Raw genomic sequence first — 17,246 nt, forward strand, 5'->3', positions numbered from 1 at the left:
ACCAAAGTTGTAGGCGGGGGGACATCCTTCGGCCGACGCGCGTACGGGCGGGCCGCGCGAGGGTTCCCCTCATGGACCTCGCGCTCGCCGGCTCGCTGGCCGTTCTCGCCCTGATCGATTCCACCAGCTTCGGCACGCTGCTGATCCCCATCTGGCTGCTCATGCACCCGGGGCCGGTCCGGGCCGGGCGCATCCTGGTCTTCCTCGGCACGGTGGCGGTCTTCTACTTCGCGGTCGGCCTGGCCGTGGCGCTCGGCGCCGACGCGTTCCTGCCGCAGATCAGCCGGCTGCTCGACACCCGGCCGGTGTCGTGGATCCAGCTGATCCTGGGGGTCGGGCTGTTCTTCTGGAGCTTCCGGCTCGACCGCCGGCGCGGGGCCGGCGCCACCGGCGGGCGGCTGGCCCGCTGGCGGGAACGCGCCATGACCGACGGCGGCGCCGCCGGGCTGGCCGGGCTCGCCCTGGCCGCGGCCGCCGCCGAGGTCACCACGATGCTGCCCTACCTGGCCGCGATCGGCCTGCTCACCGGGGCCGGCCTGGGCGCCGGTGCCATCGCGGTGGTCATGGCCGCGTACTGCCTGATCATGATTTTGCCCGCCCTGGTGCTGCTCGGCGCGCGCCTGGCCGCCGGGGATCGCCTCACCCCACTGCTGACCCGCGCCGGTGACCGGCTGGCCCGCAGCAACGCCCTGGCCTGGATCGTCGGCATCGTCGGTTTCCTGCTGGCCCGCGACGCGGCCCTGCGCCTGTTCGACTGGATAGGCGCCTGATCAGCGGCCCCGGTCGACACCGGCAACGGCTGGGCTGTTTTCCGGGCCTATCTGGACGCGGTCGCGCCGCCACCGCCGACGAGATCGTCCCGCGCCGGCACGACCAGCTCGGCGGCGCTGACGTCTTCACGCTGCCCTGACGGCGGTACGCTGCCGGCATCGAGAGGAGTCGCCGATGGCCGGGCCGATCATCGTCATGGTGGCGGGCGTGCTGGTGGCGGCGGCCGGGCTGCTGGGATGGCTCGGGAAACTGCCGCGCAACAGCGTGGCCGGAGTCCGCACGGCGTCCACCATGCGCAGCGAGCGTGCTTTCACCGTCGGCAACCGGGTGGCCGGCCCGGCGGTCGTCGCGGGCGGCCTCGCCGCCGTGGCCGGCGGCGTGCTCGCCCTCGTCCTGGACAGCCTGGGCTGGGTGCTCGCCGGCGTCGCGGCGATGGTCGTCCTGGTCGTCGCCGGCGGAGTGGCCGGCAGCCGAGCCGCCGCCCGCCTGGACGACTGAGCCGGCCGCCGAGGCCGTCGCTCGCCTGGACGAATGAGCCCGGCGGCGCGCCCGACGCGCGGCCGGCGGCGCCGCCTGGAGGACGGCCGGGTCAGGCGGCCAGCCGGAAGTCGCCGCGGCGGGTGGGGAGTTGGGCGCGCAGCGTGCGGTCGGCGAGCTCGAAGCGGCCCTGGCGCAGGTCGATGCGCTGCGGCTGCTGCTGAGCCTCGCGCAGGACGGCCAGCAGCAGGTCGAACAGGGTCAGCCCGAGCGCACGGCAGATCGCGTCGAGCAGCTCCGACGAGGGCTCCTTGCGCCCCCGCTCGACCTCGGACAGGTGCCCGATGGACACCCCGGCCAGCTCGGAGACCTCGCGCAGGGTCTTGCCCTGAGCCATGCGCGTGCGCCGGAGCACCTGTCCGATGAGCGTGCGGAGCATCATCCCTGCAACCTACAGCGTCCGGGCGAGCGCCAAGCGGTTTGTCGTACAGGCGTGTCACTCTTGGAGGCAGACTGCCGTCCACCCCAAGGGAGCTGAGCATGTCCGACGCACGGGCGCGGGGAGAGACTTTCGAGTACGCGGGTGCCACCGTGGAGCTCGTCGACGCCACCACGGTGCTGGCCGCGGCGCGGGTCAATCCGGTCGAGCTCCTGCGGCGGGCGAGCTGGCCGTCGCCGGTGCAGCGGGTCGATCTGACCGTGTCGAGCGCGGACCGCGACGGCGGGCCGGTGCACACGTTCGCGGCCTCGATCAGCACGGCCGACGAGCCGCTGTCCAAGGAGCGCATCCGCAAGCTGGTGCTGGGCAACGATCCCGTGGGGCTGCTGCTGGCCAAGCGGATCGAGGCGGGTGACCCGATCGCGACGCGGATCGTCGACGGTGTGGGTGCCGCGGCTGCGGCCGCGTACCGCCGATTGGGTCTCGACCGCCCGGACAAGCCGGCGGCGAGCCGCCAGGCCGGGACCATCGCCGACGCCGTCGTGGGTCTTCAGGCGACGGTGACGTACGACGAGAGCGGCACCGTCGTCCGCCTGAGCGCCGAGGTGGCGCGGGACGAGGTCACCCCGGCCCACCTGCAGGCCTTCGTCGGGCTGACCTTGCAGGCGGTGCTCGAGCTGACCGGCCCGGACGCGCTGACCGGCCGGCGGTACGTGGTGAGCCGCGAGAACATCTCCACCACGCCGGCCACCACCAAGACGGTCACCCTCGACATGGTCGGCGGCCTCACCAAAGAGGTCAACGAGCTGCGCGAGATCGCCGTGTCCTTCCGGCACCCCGACTCCATGGCGCGGTGGGGTGCGCAAAGGCCGCAGGGCATTTTGATGTACGGGCCTCCCGGCACCGGCAAGACGATGCTGTCCCGGGCCCTGGCCAACGAGATCGGCGCCGACTTCCGCGAGATCCGTACGCCGGAGATCCTCGACAAGTGGCTCGGCGGCTCCGAGCGCAACATCAAGCAGATCTTCCGCGACGCCCGGCGCTACCGGGTGCCGACCCTGATGCTGTTCGACGAGTTCGACTCGATCATCAGCTACGCCGGGTCGGGCGGCGACGCGGCCAGCCAGGCCATCAACGCCGTGGCCGGCATCTTCAAGCAGGAGATGAACGACCTCATCGAGGCCAACCCGAACGTCATCGTCGTGGCCACCACGAACTTCCCGCACCGGGTGGACGACTCGCTGATCCGCTCGGGCCGATTCGACGTCAAGCTGAGCATCCCGAAACCGGACGAGGCGAGCCGGGCCGAGATCTTCCGCAAGATGATCCGGCAGTTGATCGCCGCGCACGAGGCGCCCGGCTTCCAGATGTTCGCCGACGACCTCGACCTGACCGCGCTGGCCGCGGCCAGCCACGGGATGACCGGCGCCGACATCAAGGAGGTGCTGCGCCGGGTGCAGCTGGCCAAGGCGATGCAGGACGCCCGGTCCGGCGGCCGCGTCGACCCGATCTCCCAGGAGGAGCTGCTCGCGAGCGTCCGCGACCTGGCCGGGCGTTAGACGGGCGTCTTCTCCTTGTTGCGGACCTGATAGGTGACGGCGCCGGTGCCGGCGATCGCCACGACGGCCGCGAGCACGGCGGTGACCCACTGCCCGTCGGTGATCGTGTCGAAGCCGGTGTTCTCGCCCTGCAAGGCGGTGAGCAGGGACGACAGGAATGCGATGATGCCACTGGTGGCGGCCGAGAAGACCGCCTTAGCGCTGGTGGTGTCCACGGTGACCTCCCGGGTCCGTACGTCTCGTCCGATCAGGATGAGCCGCGGGCCGAGCTGGGGAAACACCATGTCGGGAATCAGATCCGCGAGGCCGTGACGGATTCACGCCAGGGGAGTAGGGCCGAGCTGGCCAGCACGCCGAGACCGCAGACGAGCAGCGCCGTCCGCACGCTCGTGGCGGCGGCCAGCGCGCCGCCGAGGGCGATGAAGACCGGTTGGGTGGTACGAGAGCTGATCTGCCAGCAGGCGATCACCCGCGACAGGTGGCGGTCGTCGGTCTCGGTCATCCGATAGGTGGCGACCGACGGGTTCGACACCCCGGAACCGAACAAGGCGAAGACCTCGAGAGCGATCATGAGTACGAGTCCCGGGGTGCCGGCCGGGATGAAGGCCAGCGGGGCCAGCCACAGGGCGCGGAACAGGCCCGACCACACCAGCACCCGGTGGGCGCCGAAGCGGTCGGTCAGCGGGCGCATGGCGAGCGCGCCCAGGATGCCGCCGAGGCACGACGCGCCCCAGCCGATCCCGTACTGCCAGGGCGGGAAGCCGAGATCGCGCAGCATCAGGACGGCCAGCAGGGGTGAGGCGGCCATCATGGCGCCGGCGAAGATCTGCTGGTTGAGGAACAGGGCGCGCAGGCCGCGGTGGCCGGCGATGTAGCGCCAGCCGTCGGCGATCTCCCGCCACCGGCCCGTGGCGGCCACGCGCTGGGGAGGGTCGGGCTCGGGGCTGCGCAGAGACCGTACACCCAAAGCCGAGAGCAGAAAGCTCACCGCGTCCACCGCGATGGTGACGGCGGCGCCGAACCACGAGGTGAGCGCGCCGCCCAGGGCCGGGCCGGCGCTGTAGGCGGTCCAGAAGGTGGCCTCGAAACGGCTGTTGGCCGTGGCCCGGTCGGCCGGCCCCACGAGGGCCTTCAGATGGGAGCCGCTGGCCGAGGCGAAGACGATCGCGGCCACCGACTGGACGATCGCCACGGCGCAGAGCTGCGCGTACGTGAGCATGCCGGCCGCGATGGCCAGCGGGACGGTGATCAGCGCGGCGAAGCGGGCCAGGTCGGCGCCGATCATCACGGGCCGCTTGTGGCGGAACTCGATCCACGGACCGGCCGGCAGCGCGAGCGCGGCCGCGGCCACCCCGGCCAGGGCGGCCAGCAGCGACACCTGCAACTCGCTGACCTCGAGGACCAGCACCGCCACCAGGGGGAGGGCGCCGAAGCCGATGCCCGTGCCGAGCTCGCTGATCCCGTACGCCGTCCAGAGTCTGCGAAAGTCCGAGCCGAGCGCCACCGGGGCACCCTACCGGCCGGCGATCATCAGGCGGGCGCGGCGCGGTCGACGATGGCGGTCGTGTCGGCGCCGCGGGGGAGGGTGCCGAAGGTGTGGCCCCAGTCGCCGCCGAGGCGGGTGGCGCAGAAGGCGTCGGCGACCTCCGGCGGGGAGTGCCGCACGAGCAGAGACCCTTGGAGTACGAGGGCGAGCCGCTCGGCGACCCGGCGCGCGTCCACCTCGTCCGGCCGTTCGTTCTTCAGGGCGGTGACGGCGGCGTCGAGCCGGCGGTCGGCGCCGGCGGCGGTCTCGGCCTCGGCCAGGAATGCGGCGAGGGCGTCGGGCTCCTTGCGCAGGGTGCGCAGCACGTCGAGGGCCTGGACGTTGCCGGAGCCCTCCCAGATCGAGTTGAGCGGGGCGTCGCGGTAGAGGCGGGGCATCTGAGAGTCTTCGACGTAGCCGTTGCCGCCGAGGCATTCGAGGGCCTCGCCGACGAGCACGGGCTGGCGCTTGCACACCCAGAACTTGCCGACGGCGACGGCGAGCCGCTGGAACGCCTGCTCCCCGCGGTCGACGGCGCCGGCCAGGCGCATCGCCAGCAGGGTGGCGGCCTCGGACTCGACGGCCATGTCGGCCAGGACGTTGCGCATGACCGGCTTGTCGGCGAGCAGGCCACCGAACGCGCTGCGGTGCCGGGTGTGGTGGATCGCCTGGCTGAGGGCGGCCCGCATGCCGGAGGCGGAGCCGATCACGCAGTCGAGGCGGGTCATCGCGACCATCTCGATGATCGTGCGCACGCCCTGGCCCTCGGGGCCGACGAGCCAGGCCGTGGTGCCGTCGAACTCGGGTTCCGAGGAGGCGTTGCTGCGGTTGCCTAATTTGTCCTTGAGCCGTTGAATTCTGAAGACGTTCCTGGTCCCGTCGGGGAGGACCCGTGGGACGAGGAAGCAGGACAGCCCGCTTTCCGCTTGGGCCAGCACCAGGAACAAATCCGACATAGGCGCACTTGTGAACCATTTGTGGCCGGTCAAGCGGTAGGTCCCGTCGCCCGATTTTTCGGCCTTTGTGGTGTTAGCTCGGACGTCGGATCCACCCTGCTTCTCGGTCATGCCCATGCCGGCGATCAGGCCACGCTTCGCTGTGGGGGTGCGGAGGCCGAAGTCGTACGTCTTCGCCGTGAGGAGCGGCTCATATACTCCGGACAAATCGGAATTATGACGTAGGGCGGGGACCACGGCGTACGTCATGGAGATCGGGCAGATGTGCCCGGCCTCCACCTGCGACCAGACGAAGACGCCGGCGGCGCGGGCGACGTGGGCGCCGGGCCGGGTGTCGGCCCACGGCGCGCCGGCCAGGCCCTCGGCCACCGCGACCTCCATGAGCCGGTGCCACGACGGGTGGAATTCGACCTCGTCGACCCGGTGCCCGTAGCGGTCGTGGGTGAGCAGCCGCGGCTCGTACCGGTTGGCCTCGTCGGCCCAGCGCTGCGGCTCGGCCGTACCGGCCAGCTTGCCGAGCCGGTGCAGATCGCCGACCGCCCATGGCGCGCCCTCCCGGGCGACGGCCGCGAGCAGGGCCGCGTCGGCCGACACGTCGTAGTCGACGAGCGGCGGCGCCTGGTTGAAGACCTCGTGCGTCACCCCGGCAATGTAACTCGCTGGTAACTTGCGGCGCTATCGCCCGGTGGTCCCGTCGATCAGCTCGCGCAGGATGTCGGCGTGACCGGCGTGCCGCGCCGTCTCACTGGTCATGTGGGCCAGCACCCACCGCAGGCTGAGGAACTGCCCGTCCACCGGGTGGTGCACCGGCGCGGTGAGACCGTCGGCGGCCCGGATGACGGCGTTGCTGTGCTCGATCGCGGCCCGGTAGGCGGCGATCACCTCGGCCGTGCTCGCATCGGCCGGCACAGCCATGCTGAAGTCGGGCTCGTCGATCTTCTCGCCGGCCATCGTGTGTGCGAACCAGTAGCGCTCGCCGTCGGTGAGATGCGCGATCAGCCCGAGCAGGTTGGTGCCGGTGGGCACCAGCACCGTGCGGAGCTGCTCGTCGCTCAGCCCGTCGGCCTTCTTCAGCACGGACTCCCGCGCGAAGTCGAGGAAGGCGAGCGCGGTGTCGAGGTCGCCGTCGTCATTGCGGGGTACGGGCTTGCGCTGGGTCTCGGCCATGGGCGCACCTTAGCGGTTCCACGGGCTGAGCTTTTCGGGATTTCGCACGGCCCAGATGTGTGTGATCCGATCGGCGGCGACCTCGAACGAGTACACCGTGACCACCTCGCCGCCGATCTCGACGACCAGGCCGGGGCGTCCGCTGACGGAACGCTCCACAATGGTGAAATCCCCGGCCTTGGACGCCAGCTCGACCCACGTGTGTGCGATGCGCTCGCCCCCGGCGAGGGGCTCGAGCAGCGCGGGTGCGCGGCCGCCGCCGTCGGTGACCGCGGTGGCGCCCGGGTCGAGCAGCCCGATCAGGGCGCCGATGTCCCTGGCCTCCCAGGCCCGTTTGAAGTCGCGGACGACGGCGGCCTGCCGCGCGGCCGGGGCGACCGGGGCCCGTGAGGTCTCCATCCGCCGCCGGGCCGAGGAGGCCAGCTGCCGGCAGGCGGCCGGTGTGCGCCCGACGATGTCGGCGACCTCCGCGAACGGGTAGCGGAAGACGTCGTGCAGGATGAACGCCACCCGCTCGGCCGGTGTCATCGACTCCAGCACGACCAGGAACGCCATGCTCACCGACTCGTCCAGGGTGATCCGCTCGGCCGGGTCGGCCGGCATCCCGTCGCCCGGCTCGGGCAGCGGCTCCGGGATCCACTCGCCCACGTAGCGTTCGCGCCGCACCCGGGCCGAGCCGAGCTGGTCGAGGCAGATCCGCCCGGCGACCCGGGTCAGCCACGCGCCCGGCGACTCGATCAGCCCGCGCTGCTTCTCGGACATGGCATACCAGCGGACGTACGTCTCCTGCACGGCGTCCTCGGCCTCGGCCACCGACCCCAGCATCCGGTAGGCCAGATTCGTCAACCGGCGCCGCTCGTTCTCGATCATCTTTTCCCCCTCGGCCAGTACGACGAGGCAGCCACCCGAGTTGTGAGGTCCTGACAATCCGGGGGCGCGTTTCGTCGTACGGCCATGACCGATTTTCAGTTGATCGCCGATCGCGTCGAGATCGAGGCCTTGCGCGGCGAGTTCACCGACTGTGCCATGACCCGCGACTACGACCGCCTGGCCTCCCTGTTCACCGAGGACGGTGCGCTGCGCATGCCGAACATCCCGGCCGAGCTGATCGGCCGCGAGCAGATGCGCGCCTTCGGCCGCCGGGTCCCCACGCTCGTCGACTTCCTGGTGCAGAACAGCCACCCCGGCCACCTGAGCCTGGACGGCGACACGGCGGTGGGCCGCACGTACATGCAGGAGATAGGCCGGTCCTCCGACGGCCGGTCCGAACTGAACTGGGCCATCTACCACGACCGTTACCGCCGCACGGGGGACGGCTGGAAGTTCACCGAACGTGTCTACGAGGTCCGCTACCAGGACACCACCCCGCTGAAAGGCACCCCACGATGACCCGCATCGGCATCATCCTCGGCAGCACCCGCCCCCAACGACGCGGCGAGGCGGTCGCCCACTGGGTCTTGGGCCGGGCTGCACCCCGTACCGACGCCGAATTCGACCTCATCGACCTCCGCGACCATCCGCTGCCGCACTTGGACGAGCCGAACCCGGCCTTGTTCTCCAGTTCTTACGAGCACGCCCACACGCGGGCCTGGTCCTCGACGATCGCCGCCTACGACGGCTACGTCCTGGTGACCGCCGAGTACAACCACGGCGTCCCGTCACCGTTGAAGAACGCCTTGGACTTCCTCTACCACGAGTGGTCGAACAAGGCGGTGGCCCTGGTCTCGTACGGCGTGGACGGCGGCGCCCGAGCCGCCGAACAGCTCCGCCTGGCCGCAGGCGCCCTGCAAATGGCCGACGTGGCCCATCAGGTGACGCTCTCCCTCTTCACCGAGTGGGAGAACCTGACCACCTTCAACCCCACCGACAGAGCAGCCACGACCCTCGACCGAACCCTGGACCAGGTGGTCGCCTGGAGCACAGCGCTGTCCTCCCTTCGAGCGGCCGTCTGACCTTCAGCGGCGCGCAGCGTGAAGTACGAAGGTGACCCCCGGCGGCCGGCCCTGGCTCCTCAGCCGGCCTACTTTCCCGGCCCGCCACATCCGGGCCCGCCGACGCCCGGCATGGCGGTGGCGTCACTCTTGCTGGGCATCGTCGGTGTGCTGGGCGGCTGGTGCACCTTCGCCGTTCCGTGCATCCTGGCCATCGTCTTCGGCTACGTGGGCCTGGGCCAGACCCGCGGCGGCGCCCGAAGCGGCCGCGGCATGGCGATAGCCGGCCTCGTACTGGGCCTGATCCCCACCGCGGTCATCGCCCTGATCCTGATCCTGGGCGGCATCGGTGCCCTCCTGGCACCGGTGTCGTCCGTGTCATCCCGCTTGTCCGACGACACCTCCGCGACTTCGGCACCACAGGGCAAGGGCGAGGTGGTCGCCGTGGGCGACCCGCTGACCATCAACCTCGCCGACGACCACTACTTGAAGCTGGCGATGTCGCTCCAGCCGGCGGCCGGAGCCCCGGAGCAGCTGGACCTGAGCAAGGCGACAGGTCTGACCAGTGCACCGGCCGCACCACCGGCGAACTCTCCACCGAGAACAGTCGCGAAACGCTCAAGCAGCAACTGATCGACCAGGTGAGAACGGCTTATCAGGGCGCCGTGCTCGACATCTACTACACGCAATTCGTCACCCAATAGCGCGGATGACGTCCCCCGGGTAAATTGAATAGCCCTGATCCGGCAAGCTTTCCGCAGCGCACGCACCAATGACGTTCCGGATGGCCACAAAATTGCCGGATCGCACCTCCGGCGCGGGCAATGATGGCGTAATGTGACCGTTGCGCGTGAAAGCTCGCGCCGCGCACCCTGTCTGTTCGATACCGAATGGGGCGGCCGCGACCCGCGGCCGTCATTCACCGCAGCGCCCGGAAATCCACACCGCTCGGTGCGCCCGGCCCGCGCGGCGCCCTTCGCCGGAGCCGCCGGCCCAGCAAAAGCCGCCGGCTCGGCCCGAACTGCCGGCTCGGTCTGGAACGCCGGCTGGGCTTGGGCTGCTGGTTCGGCCTGGACTGTGGGCTGGGCTTGGGCCGCTGGTTCGGCCTGGACTGTGGGCTGGGCTTGGGCCGCTGGCTCGGTCGGGACTGTCGGCTGGGCTTGGGCTGCTGGTTCGGCCTGGACTGTGGGCTGGGCTTGGGCTGCTGGTTCGGCCTGGACTGCCTGTTCGACCTGGATTGCCGGTCGGGCTTGGGCCGCTGGTCCGGTCTGGACTGCCTGTTCGGCCTGGAACGCCGGCTGGGCTTGGACTGCTGGCTCAGTCCGGACTGCTGGCTCGGCCTGGAACGCCGGCTGGGCTTGGATCGCCGGCTCGGCCTGGAACGGCGGCTCGGGCTGCGGTGCAGCCACAGCCTCAACTGGCTGTTCCGCCCGGCAGGCCGGAGCGGCCTGCCGGGCGACTTCCGGGTCCGGCCGCGCACGCGTGACGTCGTCATCCCAGATGAGCGGGGGTATCCGCTCGAACGAATCGTGCAGGCCCACTTCGCCGCACGCCCGCGAACAGCCGTGCAACTGGCATAACTTCGCAGCGTGGCGCCGCTTGAGGCCCCATCGTCGCCGTTCCGCATGATCGCGGCGAATTTCCACCATGTCCGGCGAATGGCGCGGGACGCCCGTCCAATCTCTCATCGCAGCAATTTCGGACCTGGAAAAGAAACCCATCTGTGCCATGAGTAATTGTCCCGCACATCGAAGATCGAGATCAAACGAACGATCATGCCAATCGAAATTACCAACCTCGGAAGGGCGGACAGGGCAACGCGATTCCCGGCCGGCGGGATATGCATGCATACTTCGTCAACTGTGGTAGGCCTTGCGTGCCGTTCGCCGCGGACGGACAGCTGGGTGGCCGACCGCGGCGTGGTGCCGGTGGCGACCGCCAATCAGAATGAGGCGCTGACAGGGCCTGTCGACACCGGCTGAACCGGCGACATCGTGGGCTGCCTCGTGGTCCTGAAAGCGGACAGGGGGCGAAGCGGGAAGGCGGGCTCCGCACGCGCCGCTCGGGGTGCCGTTCCGGCGGCGCGTGCGGAGGGATCGAGGTGGTACGGCGCACAACATCGCACATGGGGTGGGGTGGGCGCATGTCGGAAATCCGTCCGAGTGGAGGGGTCGACCATGGGGCTTCACTGTGTAGGGTCGTGCGGTCGGTCGCTGTGAGTGAGGCAGGGGAGAGCCGTTGACCGTGCTCGGCGAGCTGGCCGGCGCGCGGGCGCTCGCGGCCGGGAGCGGGGAAGTCGATCTGGTCGAGCGGATCGACCGGGCCACCGCGCAGCTTCGTGCGGCCGATGTGACGGTGGCCGTGGTCGGTGAGTTCAAGCAGGGCAAGAGCACGCTGGTCAATGCCCTTCTGCGCACCGACGTCTGCCCGGTCGACGCCGACATCGTGACCGCGGCGCCGATGACCCTGCGCTTCGGGCCGGAGCCCGCGGCGTGGGCCGGTGACACGCCGATTGAGATGGCCGCGATCAAGGACCATCTGGACGAGCCGATCGAGGTCCGGCTCGACCGGCGGCTGCTCGGGGCCGGGCTCGCCATCGTCGACACGCCGGGGGTGGGCGGGCTCGACTCGGCCCAGGGGAACGTCACGCTGGCGCTGCTGCCGTCGGCCGGTGCCGCCCTGTTCGTCACCGACGCGGCCCAGGAGCTCACGGCGCCGGAGGTCGACTTCCTCCGGCGTACGGTCGAACGCTGCCCCCGCACCTTCTGCGTGCTCACCAAGACCGACCTCCACGTGGAGTGGCGGCGGATCGCCCAGATCAACGAGGGGCACCTGAAACGGGCCGGGCTCGACGTGCCGATCGTGCCGGTGTCGTCGTTCCTGCGGGCCCGGGCTCAGGCCCGCGACGACACCGCCCTCAACCAGGAGTCCGGTTACCCCCGGCTGGTCGACCTGCTGCGCCGTGACGTGCTCGAGGCGGCGATGCAGGACAAGGTCGCGGCGGCCCGGGCCGAGCTGTCCTTCGTGGTCGAGCGGCTGCGCGAGCGGGTCGACGCCGAAGGGGCGGCGATCCGGGGCGTGCCGCAGGCGGTTCAGCGGTACGAGGAACGGGCGCGCCGCAGCGCCGGCCTGGCCAACGGCTCGTGGCAGACGGTGCTCGGCGACGGCATCCAGGACCTGGCGGCGGACGTCGACCACGACCTGCGCGAGCGGCTGCGGCGGATCATCCGCGACGGCGCGGAGGTGCTGGAAGGCTCGGATCCGCGCGACACGTGGCAGGACTTCCAGGCCTGGGCGGCGCGGGAGGCCGCGGCGGCGGCCGCCGACAACCTGATGATGCTGGTCAGCCGGACCGAACAGCTGGCGGCCGAGGTAGCGCAGCGGTTCGGGCTGGAGTGCGACCAGCTGGAGATCGACCTGCCGGCGCCGGAGCTGGCCTTGTCGAAGGCGGCCGTGCTCGACGTGAGCTTCCAGCAGACGCGCATGCAGCAGTTCCTCGGGGCGTTCACCGCCGCCCGCGTCTCGTACGGCGGTTTCTACCTGCTCGGGGCGGTGGGCGCCCTGTTCAGTGTGGCCTGGGCGGCGCCGCTCGGGCTGATCGCGGGCCTGACCCTGGGCCGGCGGATGATGAAGATGGAGAAGGAGCGCCAGGTGCGCCAGCGCCGCCAGCTGGCGCTGTCGGAGCTGCGCAAATACATCGACGACGTCGGCTTCCATCTGGGTCGCGATTGCCGCGAGGCCGTACGCCGGACCCAGCGCCTGCTCCGCGACGAGTTCACCGGCCGGGCACGTTCGATCGAGCGCTCGGCGACCGCCTCGCGGGCCGCCGCCCATCGCGCATCCGAAATGTCGGACTCGGACAAGAAGGCGCGGATGGAAGCGCTGGCCGAACAGCGCCGCAAATTGGACGGGCTGGCCGCGTGAAGGACACGAGCCCCGGGCGCACGCGCGGCGGGCGCGGGTTGTGGCGGGCGGACGGCGGGCGCGGGTTGTGGCGGGCGGACGGCGGCCGCGGGTTGTGGCGGGCGGACGGCGGCCGCGGGTTGTGGCGGGCGGACGGCGGCCGCGGGTTGTGGCGGGCGGACGGCGGCCGCGGGTTGTGGCGGGCGGACGGCGGCCGCGGGTTGTGGCGCGCGGACGGCGGGCGCCGGTTGTGGCGGGCGGACGGCGGGCGCGGGGTGAGGGGTGCGGGCGGCGGGCGCGGCGGGGCTGGGTGTGGGCGCGCGGGTGGCGGGGGCGGGCTTGGGTGGGACGGCGTGGGAGTGAGCGGATGAGCGGCCACCAGGGAACCCTGCTCGATCAGGTGCGGGGGCTTCTCGAGCGGGCCGTGAACGAGACCGGGAATCCGCGGCTGGTGGCGGCTCGGGCTCGTGTGGATGAGCCGCTTCGGGTGGCTATCGCGGGGCGGGTCAAGGCCGGGAAGTCGACGCTTCTGAACGCGCTCGTGGGGGAGGAACTGGCTCCCACCGACGCGGGGGAGTGCACGAAGATCGTTACCTGGTACGCCGATGGGCCCGGGTATGCCGTGACCGCGTACGGGAGTGACGGGTCTGTTGAGTCTCGGCCCTTCACGCGGCGTCATGGGGCCATCGAGATCTCGCTGGGGCGGCCCGCGGAAGAGGTCGAGAAGCTGGAAGTGCGGCTTCCCAGTGGGCGGCTGCGCCGGCACACGCTGATCGACACGCCCGGGATCGCCTCGCTGTCGGCTGACGTGTCGTTGCGGACCATGGCGTTTCTCGATGCCGAAGGGGAGCGGGCGGCGCAGACCGATGCCGTGCTCTATCTGCTGCGGCACATGCACGGGAGTGATGTGCGCTTCCTGGAGTCGTTCCACGCGGACGGGGTCAGTGAGGGCACGCCCGTCAACGCGGTCGGGGTGCTGTCGCGGGCCGACGAGATCGGCGGGTGCCGGCTCGACGCGATGACGGCGGCGGGCCGGATCGCCGACCGCTATGCGGCCGACGAGCGGCTGCGGCGGCTCTGCCCGGTGATCGTTCCGGTGGCGGGGCTGCTCGGTGCGGCCGGGGCGACGCTGCGCGAGGACGAGTTCCGGGTGCTGGGCCAGGTCGCCGCGCTGCCCATGGACGACGTCATCGAGCTGCTGCTCACGGCCGACCGGTTCGCCGATTCCGGCGAGGCCCGGCGGCGGCTACTGGGGCGATTGGGGCTTTTTGGGGTACGGGTGTCCGTGCGCCTCATCAAGGACGGGGCGATCGGCGACGCGCCGGGGCTGGCCGCGGCCCTGACCGAGGAGAGCGGCATCGGGCGGCTGCGGGAGGTGCTGACCGCGCAGTTCGCGGGACGCGCGGAAGTGCTCAAGGCGCGCTCGGCCCTGGCCGTGCTCGACGAATGTGTGGCGCCGGGGTCGGGGGCGGCCGTGGAGGCGGAGCGGATCCGGGCCGGGGCGCACGAGCTCACGGAGCTGCGGCTGCTGCGCCTGGTGCGGGCCGGGCGCGTACCGGGAAAGGACGATCAACTGGCCGAGATGGACCGGTTGATCGGCGGGAGCGGCATCGACACGTACAGCCGATTGGGTCTGGACCCCACCGCGGCCGACGGCGAGGTGGCCGAGCAGGCGCGGGCGGCCCTGTCGAAGTGGCAGCGGATCGCCGAGCACCCGCTCTCCGCCCGCGACCTGAAAACGGCGGCGCGGGCGGTGACCCGTACATGCGAAGGCTTGTTGGCCCTCAGAACCAGCAGGGATGGGCCTCGCGCTGACCCGACTTGGTGACGACGGCCTCGCCGGTGCCGTCCGGCTTGAGCAGGACGATGCGGGGGCGCTCGTAGGGGCCGCGGGCGAAGGCGAACCACGTGCCGTCCGGTGACCAGCTCGGATCCTGCTCGCGGGACGGGTCGTCGGTCAACTGCCGCGGGTTCTCGCCGTCGCGGCCGACGATCCAGATGTCGGAGTCGCCGTTGTCGCCCTCGCGGGTGAACAGCACCTGCGAGCCGTCGGGGGAGAGCGCGGGATCGTTGGCCTGGCCCATGGCGGCGGTGGTGATCTGGCGGCCGGGCTCCTTGATGTCGGCCATGTCGAGCTCGTAGATCTGCTTGATGCCGCCGCGCTGCACCCAGTACGCGATGGCCTTGCCGTCGGCCGACCAGAACGGGTCGTCCTTCGGGTCCTTGGAGAAGGTCAGCTGTTTGTGCGGGCCGCCGGCGACCGGCATGGTGAAGAGCTGGGTGACGCCGTCGACCTTCTTGACGAAGGCGAGCTTGCTGTCGTCGGACGACCAGGCGACCCGCCCCGGCGCATCGTCGATGATCTTCCGGCGCTCGGAGCCGTCGGCGTTCATCACGTAGATCTCGCTGGCGGTGCCGGTGTTGTGGGTGAGGGCGATCTGCTTGCGGTCGTGCGACCACTTGGGAAGAACATCGCCGGGCTCGGTGCCGGCCAGAGGTGTACGGGGTGTGTCGGTGCCCGGCTGGAACGCGTAGATCTTGGAGATCCGCTCCGGCCCGGAGTCGGCCCCGGTGTCGACACGAACCAGGATCTTCTTGTCGGTCGGGTACGGCACGGCGGCCGCCGAGTTGGCGGGAAGAGCGTCGTCGGGCTTCTCGGGTTCGTCGTCCCGGTTGAGCGCGATGTAGGCGGCGGTCCCCGCCGCGACGAGCACGGCCACGAAAGCCCCGGTGATCGCGAGAATCCGGCCGTTCCGCCGCCGCCCGGGCTCAGGTTCGCCCGGCGCGCGGGGACCGGCCGGAGTCTGAACCGGCGGCGCCGGATAGGCGGCGTGCGGGTCCGCCACGGCCGAGTACCCGACTGGCGAGCCGGCGGGGTAGGTGCCCGGTGACTCCGGCCCGGGCGAATATCCGGTTTGCGGGCTCGGCGTGGGTGGGCTGAAGATCTGTGTGCGAGCCGGGGGCGCGGGTGCGACGCTCGGCGACGTTGCGGTCTCCGACCGTCCTGACGTTACCGACATTTCCGAAGTGTCCGGTAAATCGGAGCTGCCGGGAACAGAGGCGGCGCCCCGCGCGTACTGCACGCCGGCTGCGGCCGTGGCGGCCTGCCGGGGTGCGGCCGACGAAGAGGAGGCGGGCGACGACGTGGGGGCCGGCGACGCGAGGGTTGATGGTTCGGAGGCCGGTCGCGCGGAGGCCGGCGTCGCGGAGCCCCGACGCGCTGAGGGGGCGGAAATCGGGGCAGCGCCGCCTCGGCCGGTGGAGGGCGTGGGAATCGGGGCAGCGCCGCCTCGGCCGGTGGAGGGCGTGGGAATCGGGGCAGCGCCGCCTCGGCCGCTGAATCGGGCGGGGATCGGGGTGGTGGCGCCGGCCAGGGCGGCGCCCAGGGCGACGCTGTGCTCCGGGTGGGGGTCGGCGGCGACCGGGCGGGACAGCTCGTCGGTCAGGATCTGGGCCACCAAGGGGATCCGGGACGAGCCGCCGGCCAGCAGGATGGCGCTCAGATCGTCCGGGGTCACGCCGGCGCCGCGCAGGGCCCGGCGGGTCGCGTCGATCGTGTCGGCCAGGGCCGGGGCGATCATCGACTCCAGCTCGGAGCGGTTGAGGCGCACCTGCCGGTGCAGGCCGGGCAGGGCGACCGGGATCATCGTCTCGGTGTCGAACGACAGGGCCTCCTTGGCCTCGACGCAGTCGCGCCGCAGCCGGGCCAGGGCCGTCACCACCTCGGGGTCGTCGCCGTCGAGGTCGCCGGCCGCGTCGCCCAGCACCTCCAGGACGTGCCCGAACACCGCCTCGTCGAAGTCGGCCCCGCCCAGTTGCTCGATGCCCTCGGCCTCGCCCAGCAGCACGAAATCGTCGCCCTCGCGCCGCAGCACCGCCACGTCGAACGTGCCGCCGCCCAGGTCGTAGACGGCCACCGTCTCGCCCGGCCCGACCCGGCGCGCCGTCGCGTGCCGCAGGGCCGCGGCCTCCGGCTCCGTGCGGAACAGAACCGGCCCCACGTCGGCCAGCCGGACCGCCTGGTCGAACTGGTCCCTCTTGTACGGTCCCCAGTTCGCCGGATGGGTCAGGGTGATCGTGGTGGGTGGCCCGCCGCGCAACCGCACCACCGTGTCGAGCACGTGCCGCAGCAGCTTGCCGGTGAGCGCGTGGGCCGAGAACGGCACCCCGCCGGCCAGGATCGGCACCGGGTCGCCGACGCGCCGCTTGAACTCGCGGGCCAGCCGGTCCGGTTCGGCCTGTCCCCGCCGCTCGGCCGCCTCGCCGATCAGCAGCTCACCGGAGGCGGTGACGAAGACCAGGGAGGGGATCTCGGCCCGGCGCGTCCCGAGGCGTACGACATCAATGCGCCCATCGCTCTCGCGCACCGCCGCCGCGGTCTGTGTCGTGCCCAGGTCAACGCCGAGGGAGTACTCCGAAGCCACGCCCCGATGTTTCCAGAATCGCGCCATCCGCACCCTTGCCCGAATGGGTAACGGCACGATTCGAGTAGGCGGATTTACGACAGAATGATCTCAG

At 71.5% G+C, this 17,246-nt stretch carries 15 protein-coding genes and 2 pseudogenes; 10 read left to right on the forward strand and 7 right to left on the reverse strand.

Translation table 11 applies throughout. From position 1 onward, the window contains the following. The first annotated feature begins 71 nt into the window (after positions 1 to 71). Positions 72 to 770 (forward strand): GAP family protein, encoded by a 699-nt coding sequence (locus tag CRP55_RS17950; protein WP_097321238.1) that lies wholly within the window; start codon positions 72 to 74, stop codon positions 768 to 770. Positions 771 to 945: 175 nt separating this feature from the next. After that, complete coding sequence (locus tag CRP55_RS17955; protein WP_097321239.1) at positions 946 to 1,269, forward strand: SdpI family protein; 324 nt, start codon at positions 946 to 948, stop codon at positions 1,267 to 1,269. 219 nt (positions 1,270 to 1,488) lie between these two features. Here the strand turns inward: CRP55_RS17955 and CRP55_RS54645 are convergent. After that, positions 1,489 to 1,690 (reverse strand): annotated as a pseudogene (locus tag CRP55_RS54645) (helix-turn-helix domain-containing protein); the annotation flags it as partial. A gap of 98 nt (positions 1,691 to 1,788) precedes the next feature. On the opposite strand from CRP55_RS54645, the gene CRP55_RS17965 reads away from it, so the two are divergent. Further along, entirely contained in the window at positions 1,789 to 3,246 is a 1,458-nt protein-coding gene (locus CRP55_RS17965) for an ATP-binding protein (protein ID WP_097321241.1), read from the forward strand. On the opposite strand, the gene CRP55_RS17970 is transcribed toward CRP55_RS17965, so the two are convergent. The 5 genes from CRP55_RS17970 to sigJ are packed head-to-tail and all read right to left on the reverse strand — an operon-like array spanning position 3,243 to position 7,764. Beyond that, on the reverse strand, positions 3,243 to 3,530 hold the full coding sequence (locus CRP55_RS17970) for a hypothetical protein (RefSeq protein ID WP_097321242.1): 288 nt from the start codon (positions 3,528 to 3,530) through the stop codon (positions 3,243 to 3,245). The two genes, CRP55_RS17965 and CRP55_RS17970, sit on opposite strands and share 4 nt — an antisense overlap. Before the next feature lie 8 nt (positions 3,531 to 3,538). Continuing rightward, positions 3,539 to 4,750: an MFS transporter gene (locus CRP55_RS17975; RefSeq protein ID WP_097321243.1), complete on the reverse strand. Its 1,212-nt coding sequence runs from the start codon at positions 4,748 to 4,750 to the stop codon at positions 3,539 to 3,541. A gap of 26 nt (positions 4,751 to 4,776) precedes the next feature. Further along, positions 4,777 to 6,369: an acyl-CoA dehydrogenase family protein gene (locus CRP55_RS17980; protein ID WP_097321244.1), complete on the reverse strand. Its 1,593-nt coding sequence runs from the start codon at positions 6,367 to 6,369 to the stop codon at positions 4,777 to 4,779. Positions 6,370 to 6,402: 33 nt separating this feature from the next. Beyond that, positions 6,403 to 6,894 (reverse strand): DinB family protein, encoded by a 492-nt coding sequence (locus CRP55_RS17985; RefSeq protein WP_097321245.1) that lies wholly within the window; start codon positions 6,892 to 6,894, stop codon positions 6,403 to 6,405. A gap of 9 nt (positions 6,895 to 6,903) precedes the next feature. Then, on the reverse strand, positions 6,904 to 7,764 hold the full coding sequence (gene sigJ, locus CRP55_RS17990; RefSeq protein ID WP_097321246.1) for an RNA polymerase sigma factor SigJ: 861 nt from the start codon (positions 7,762 to 7,764) through the stop codon (positions 6,904 to 6,906). Between the two features lie 84 nt (positions 7,765 to 7,848). On the opposite strand from sigJ, the gene CRP55_RS17995 reads away from it, so the two are divergent. The 7 genes and pseudogenes from CRP55_RS17995 (at position 7,849) to CRP55_RS18025 (ending at position 14,556) form a co-directional block, all read left to right on the forward strand. Next, the gene (locus CRP55_RS17995) at positions 7,849 to 8,283 is read left to right on the forward strand and encodes a nuclear transport factor 2 family protein (protein ID WP_097321247.1); all 435 of its coding nucleotides are present in this window, start codon (positions 7,849 to 7,851) and stop codon (positions 8,281 to 8,283) included. Continuing rightward, entirely contained in the window at positions 8,280 to 8,846 is a 567-nt protein-coding gene (locus tag CRP55_RS18000) for an NADPH-dependent FMN reductase (RefSeq protein WP_097321248.1), read from the forward strand. Before CRP55_RS17995 ends, CRP55_RS18000 begins: the two co-directional genes overlap by 4 nt. Before the next feature lie 18 nt (positions 8,847 to 8,864). Then, positions 8,865 to 9,458 (forward strand): DUF4190 domain-containing protein, encoded by a 594-nt coding sequence (locus CRP55_RS18005; protein ID WP_143234703.1) that lies wholly within the window; start codon positions 8,865 to 8,867, stop codon positions 9,456 to 9,458. A 257-nt stretch (positions 9,459 to 9,715) separates the two neighbouring features. After that, a complete protein-coding gene (locus tag CRP55_RS18010; RefSeq protein WP_097321250.1) occupies positions 9,716 to 10,405 on the forward strand; it encodes a hypothetical protein in 690 nt (229 codons plus the stop codon). A gap of 664 nt (positions 10,406 to 11,069) precedes the next feature. Continuing rightward, positions 11,070 to 12,749, forward strand: coding sequence for a dynamin family protein (locus tag CRP55_RS18015; RefSeq protein ID WP_245923177.1), 1,680 nt, complete (start codon positions 11,070 to 11,072; stop codon positions 12,747 to 12,749). Between the two features lie 40 nt (positions 12,750 to 12,789). Beyond that, a pseudogene (locus CRP55_RS56625) lies at positions 12,790 to 12,960 on the forward strand (hypothetical protein); the annotation flags it as partial. A 135-nt stretch (positions 12,961 to 13,095) separates the two neighbouring features. Next, positions 13,096 to 14,556, forward strand: a complete 1,461-nt coding sequence (locus tag CRP55_RS18025) for a dynamin family protein (RefSeq protein WP_097321253.1) — start codon at positions 13,096 to 13,098, stop codon at positions 14,554 to 14,556. On the opposite strand, the gene CRP55_RS18030 is transcribed toward CRP55_RS18025, so the two are convergent. Continuing rightward, a complete protein-coding gene (locus CRP55_RS18030; RefSeq protein ID WP_179855237.1) occupies positions 14,513 to 17,152 on the reverse strand; it encodes an Hsp70 family protein in 2,640 nt (879 codons plus the stop codon). The two genes, CRP55_RS18025 and CRP55_RS18030, sit on opposite strands and share 44 nt — an antisense overlap. Positions 17,153 to 17,246: the final 94 nt, after the last annotated feature.

It is taken from the genome of Paractinoplanes atraurantiacus, from assembly GCF_900215205.1.
Lineage (GTDB): Bacteria > Actinomycetota > Actinomycetes > Mycobacteriales > Micromonosporaceae > Actinoplanes > Actinoplanes atraurantiacus.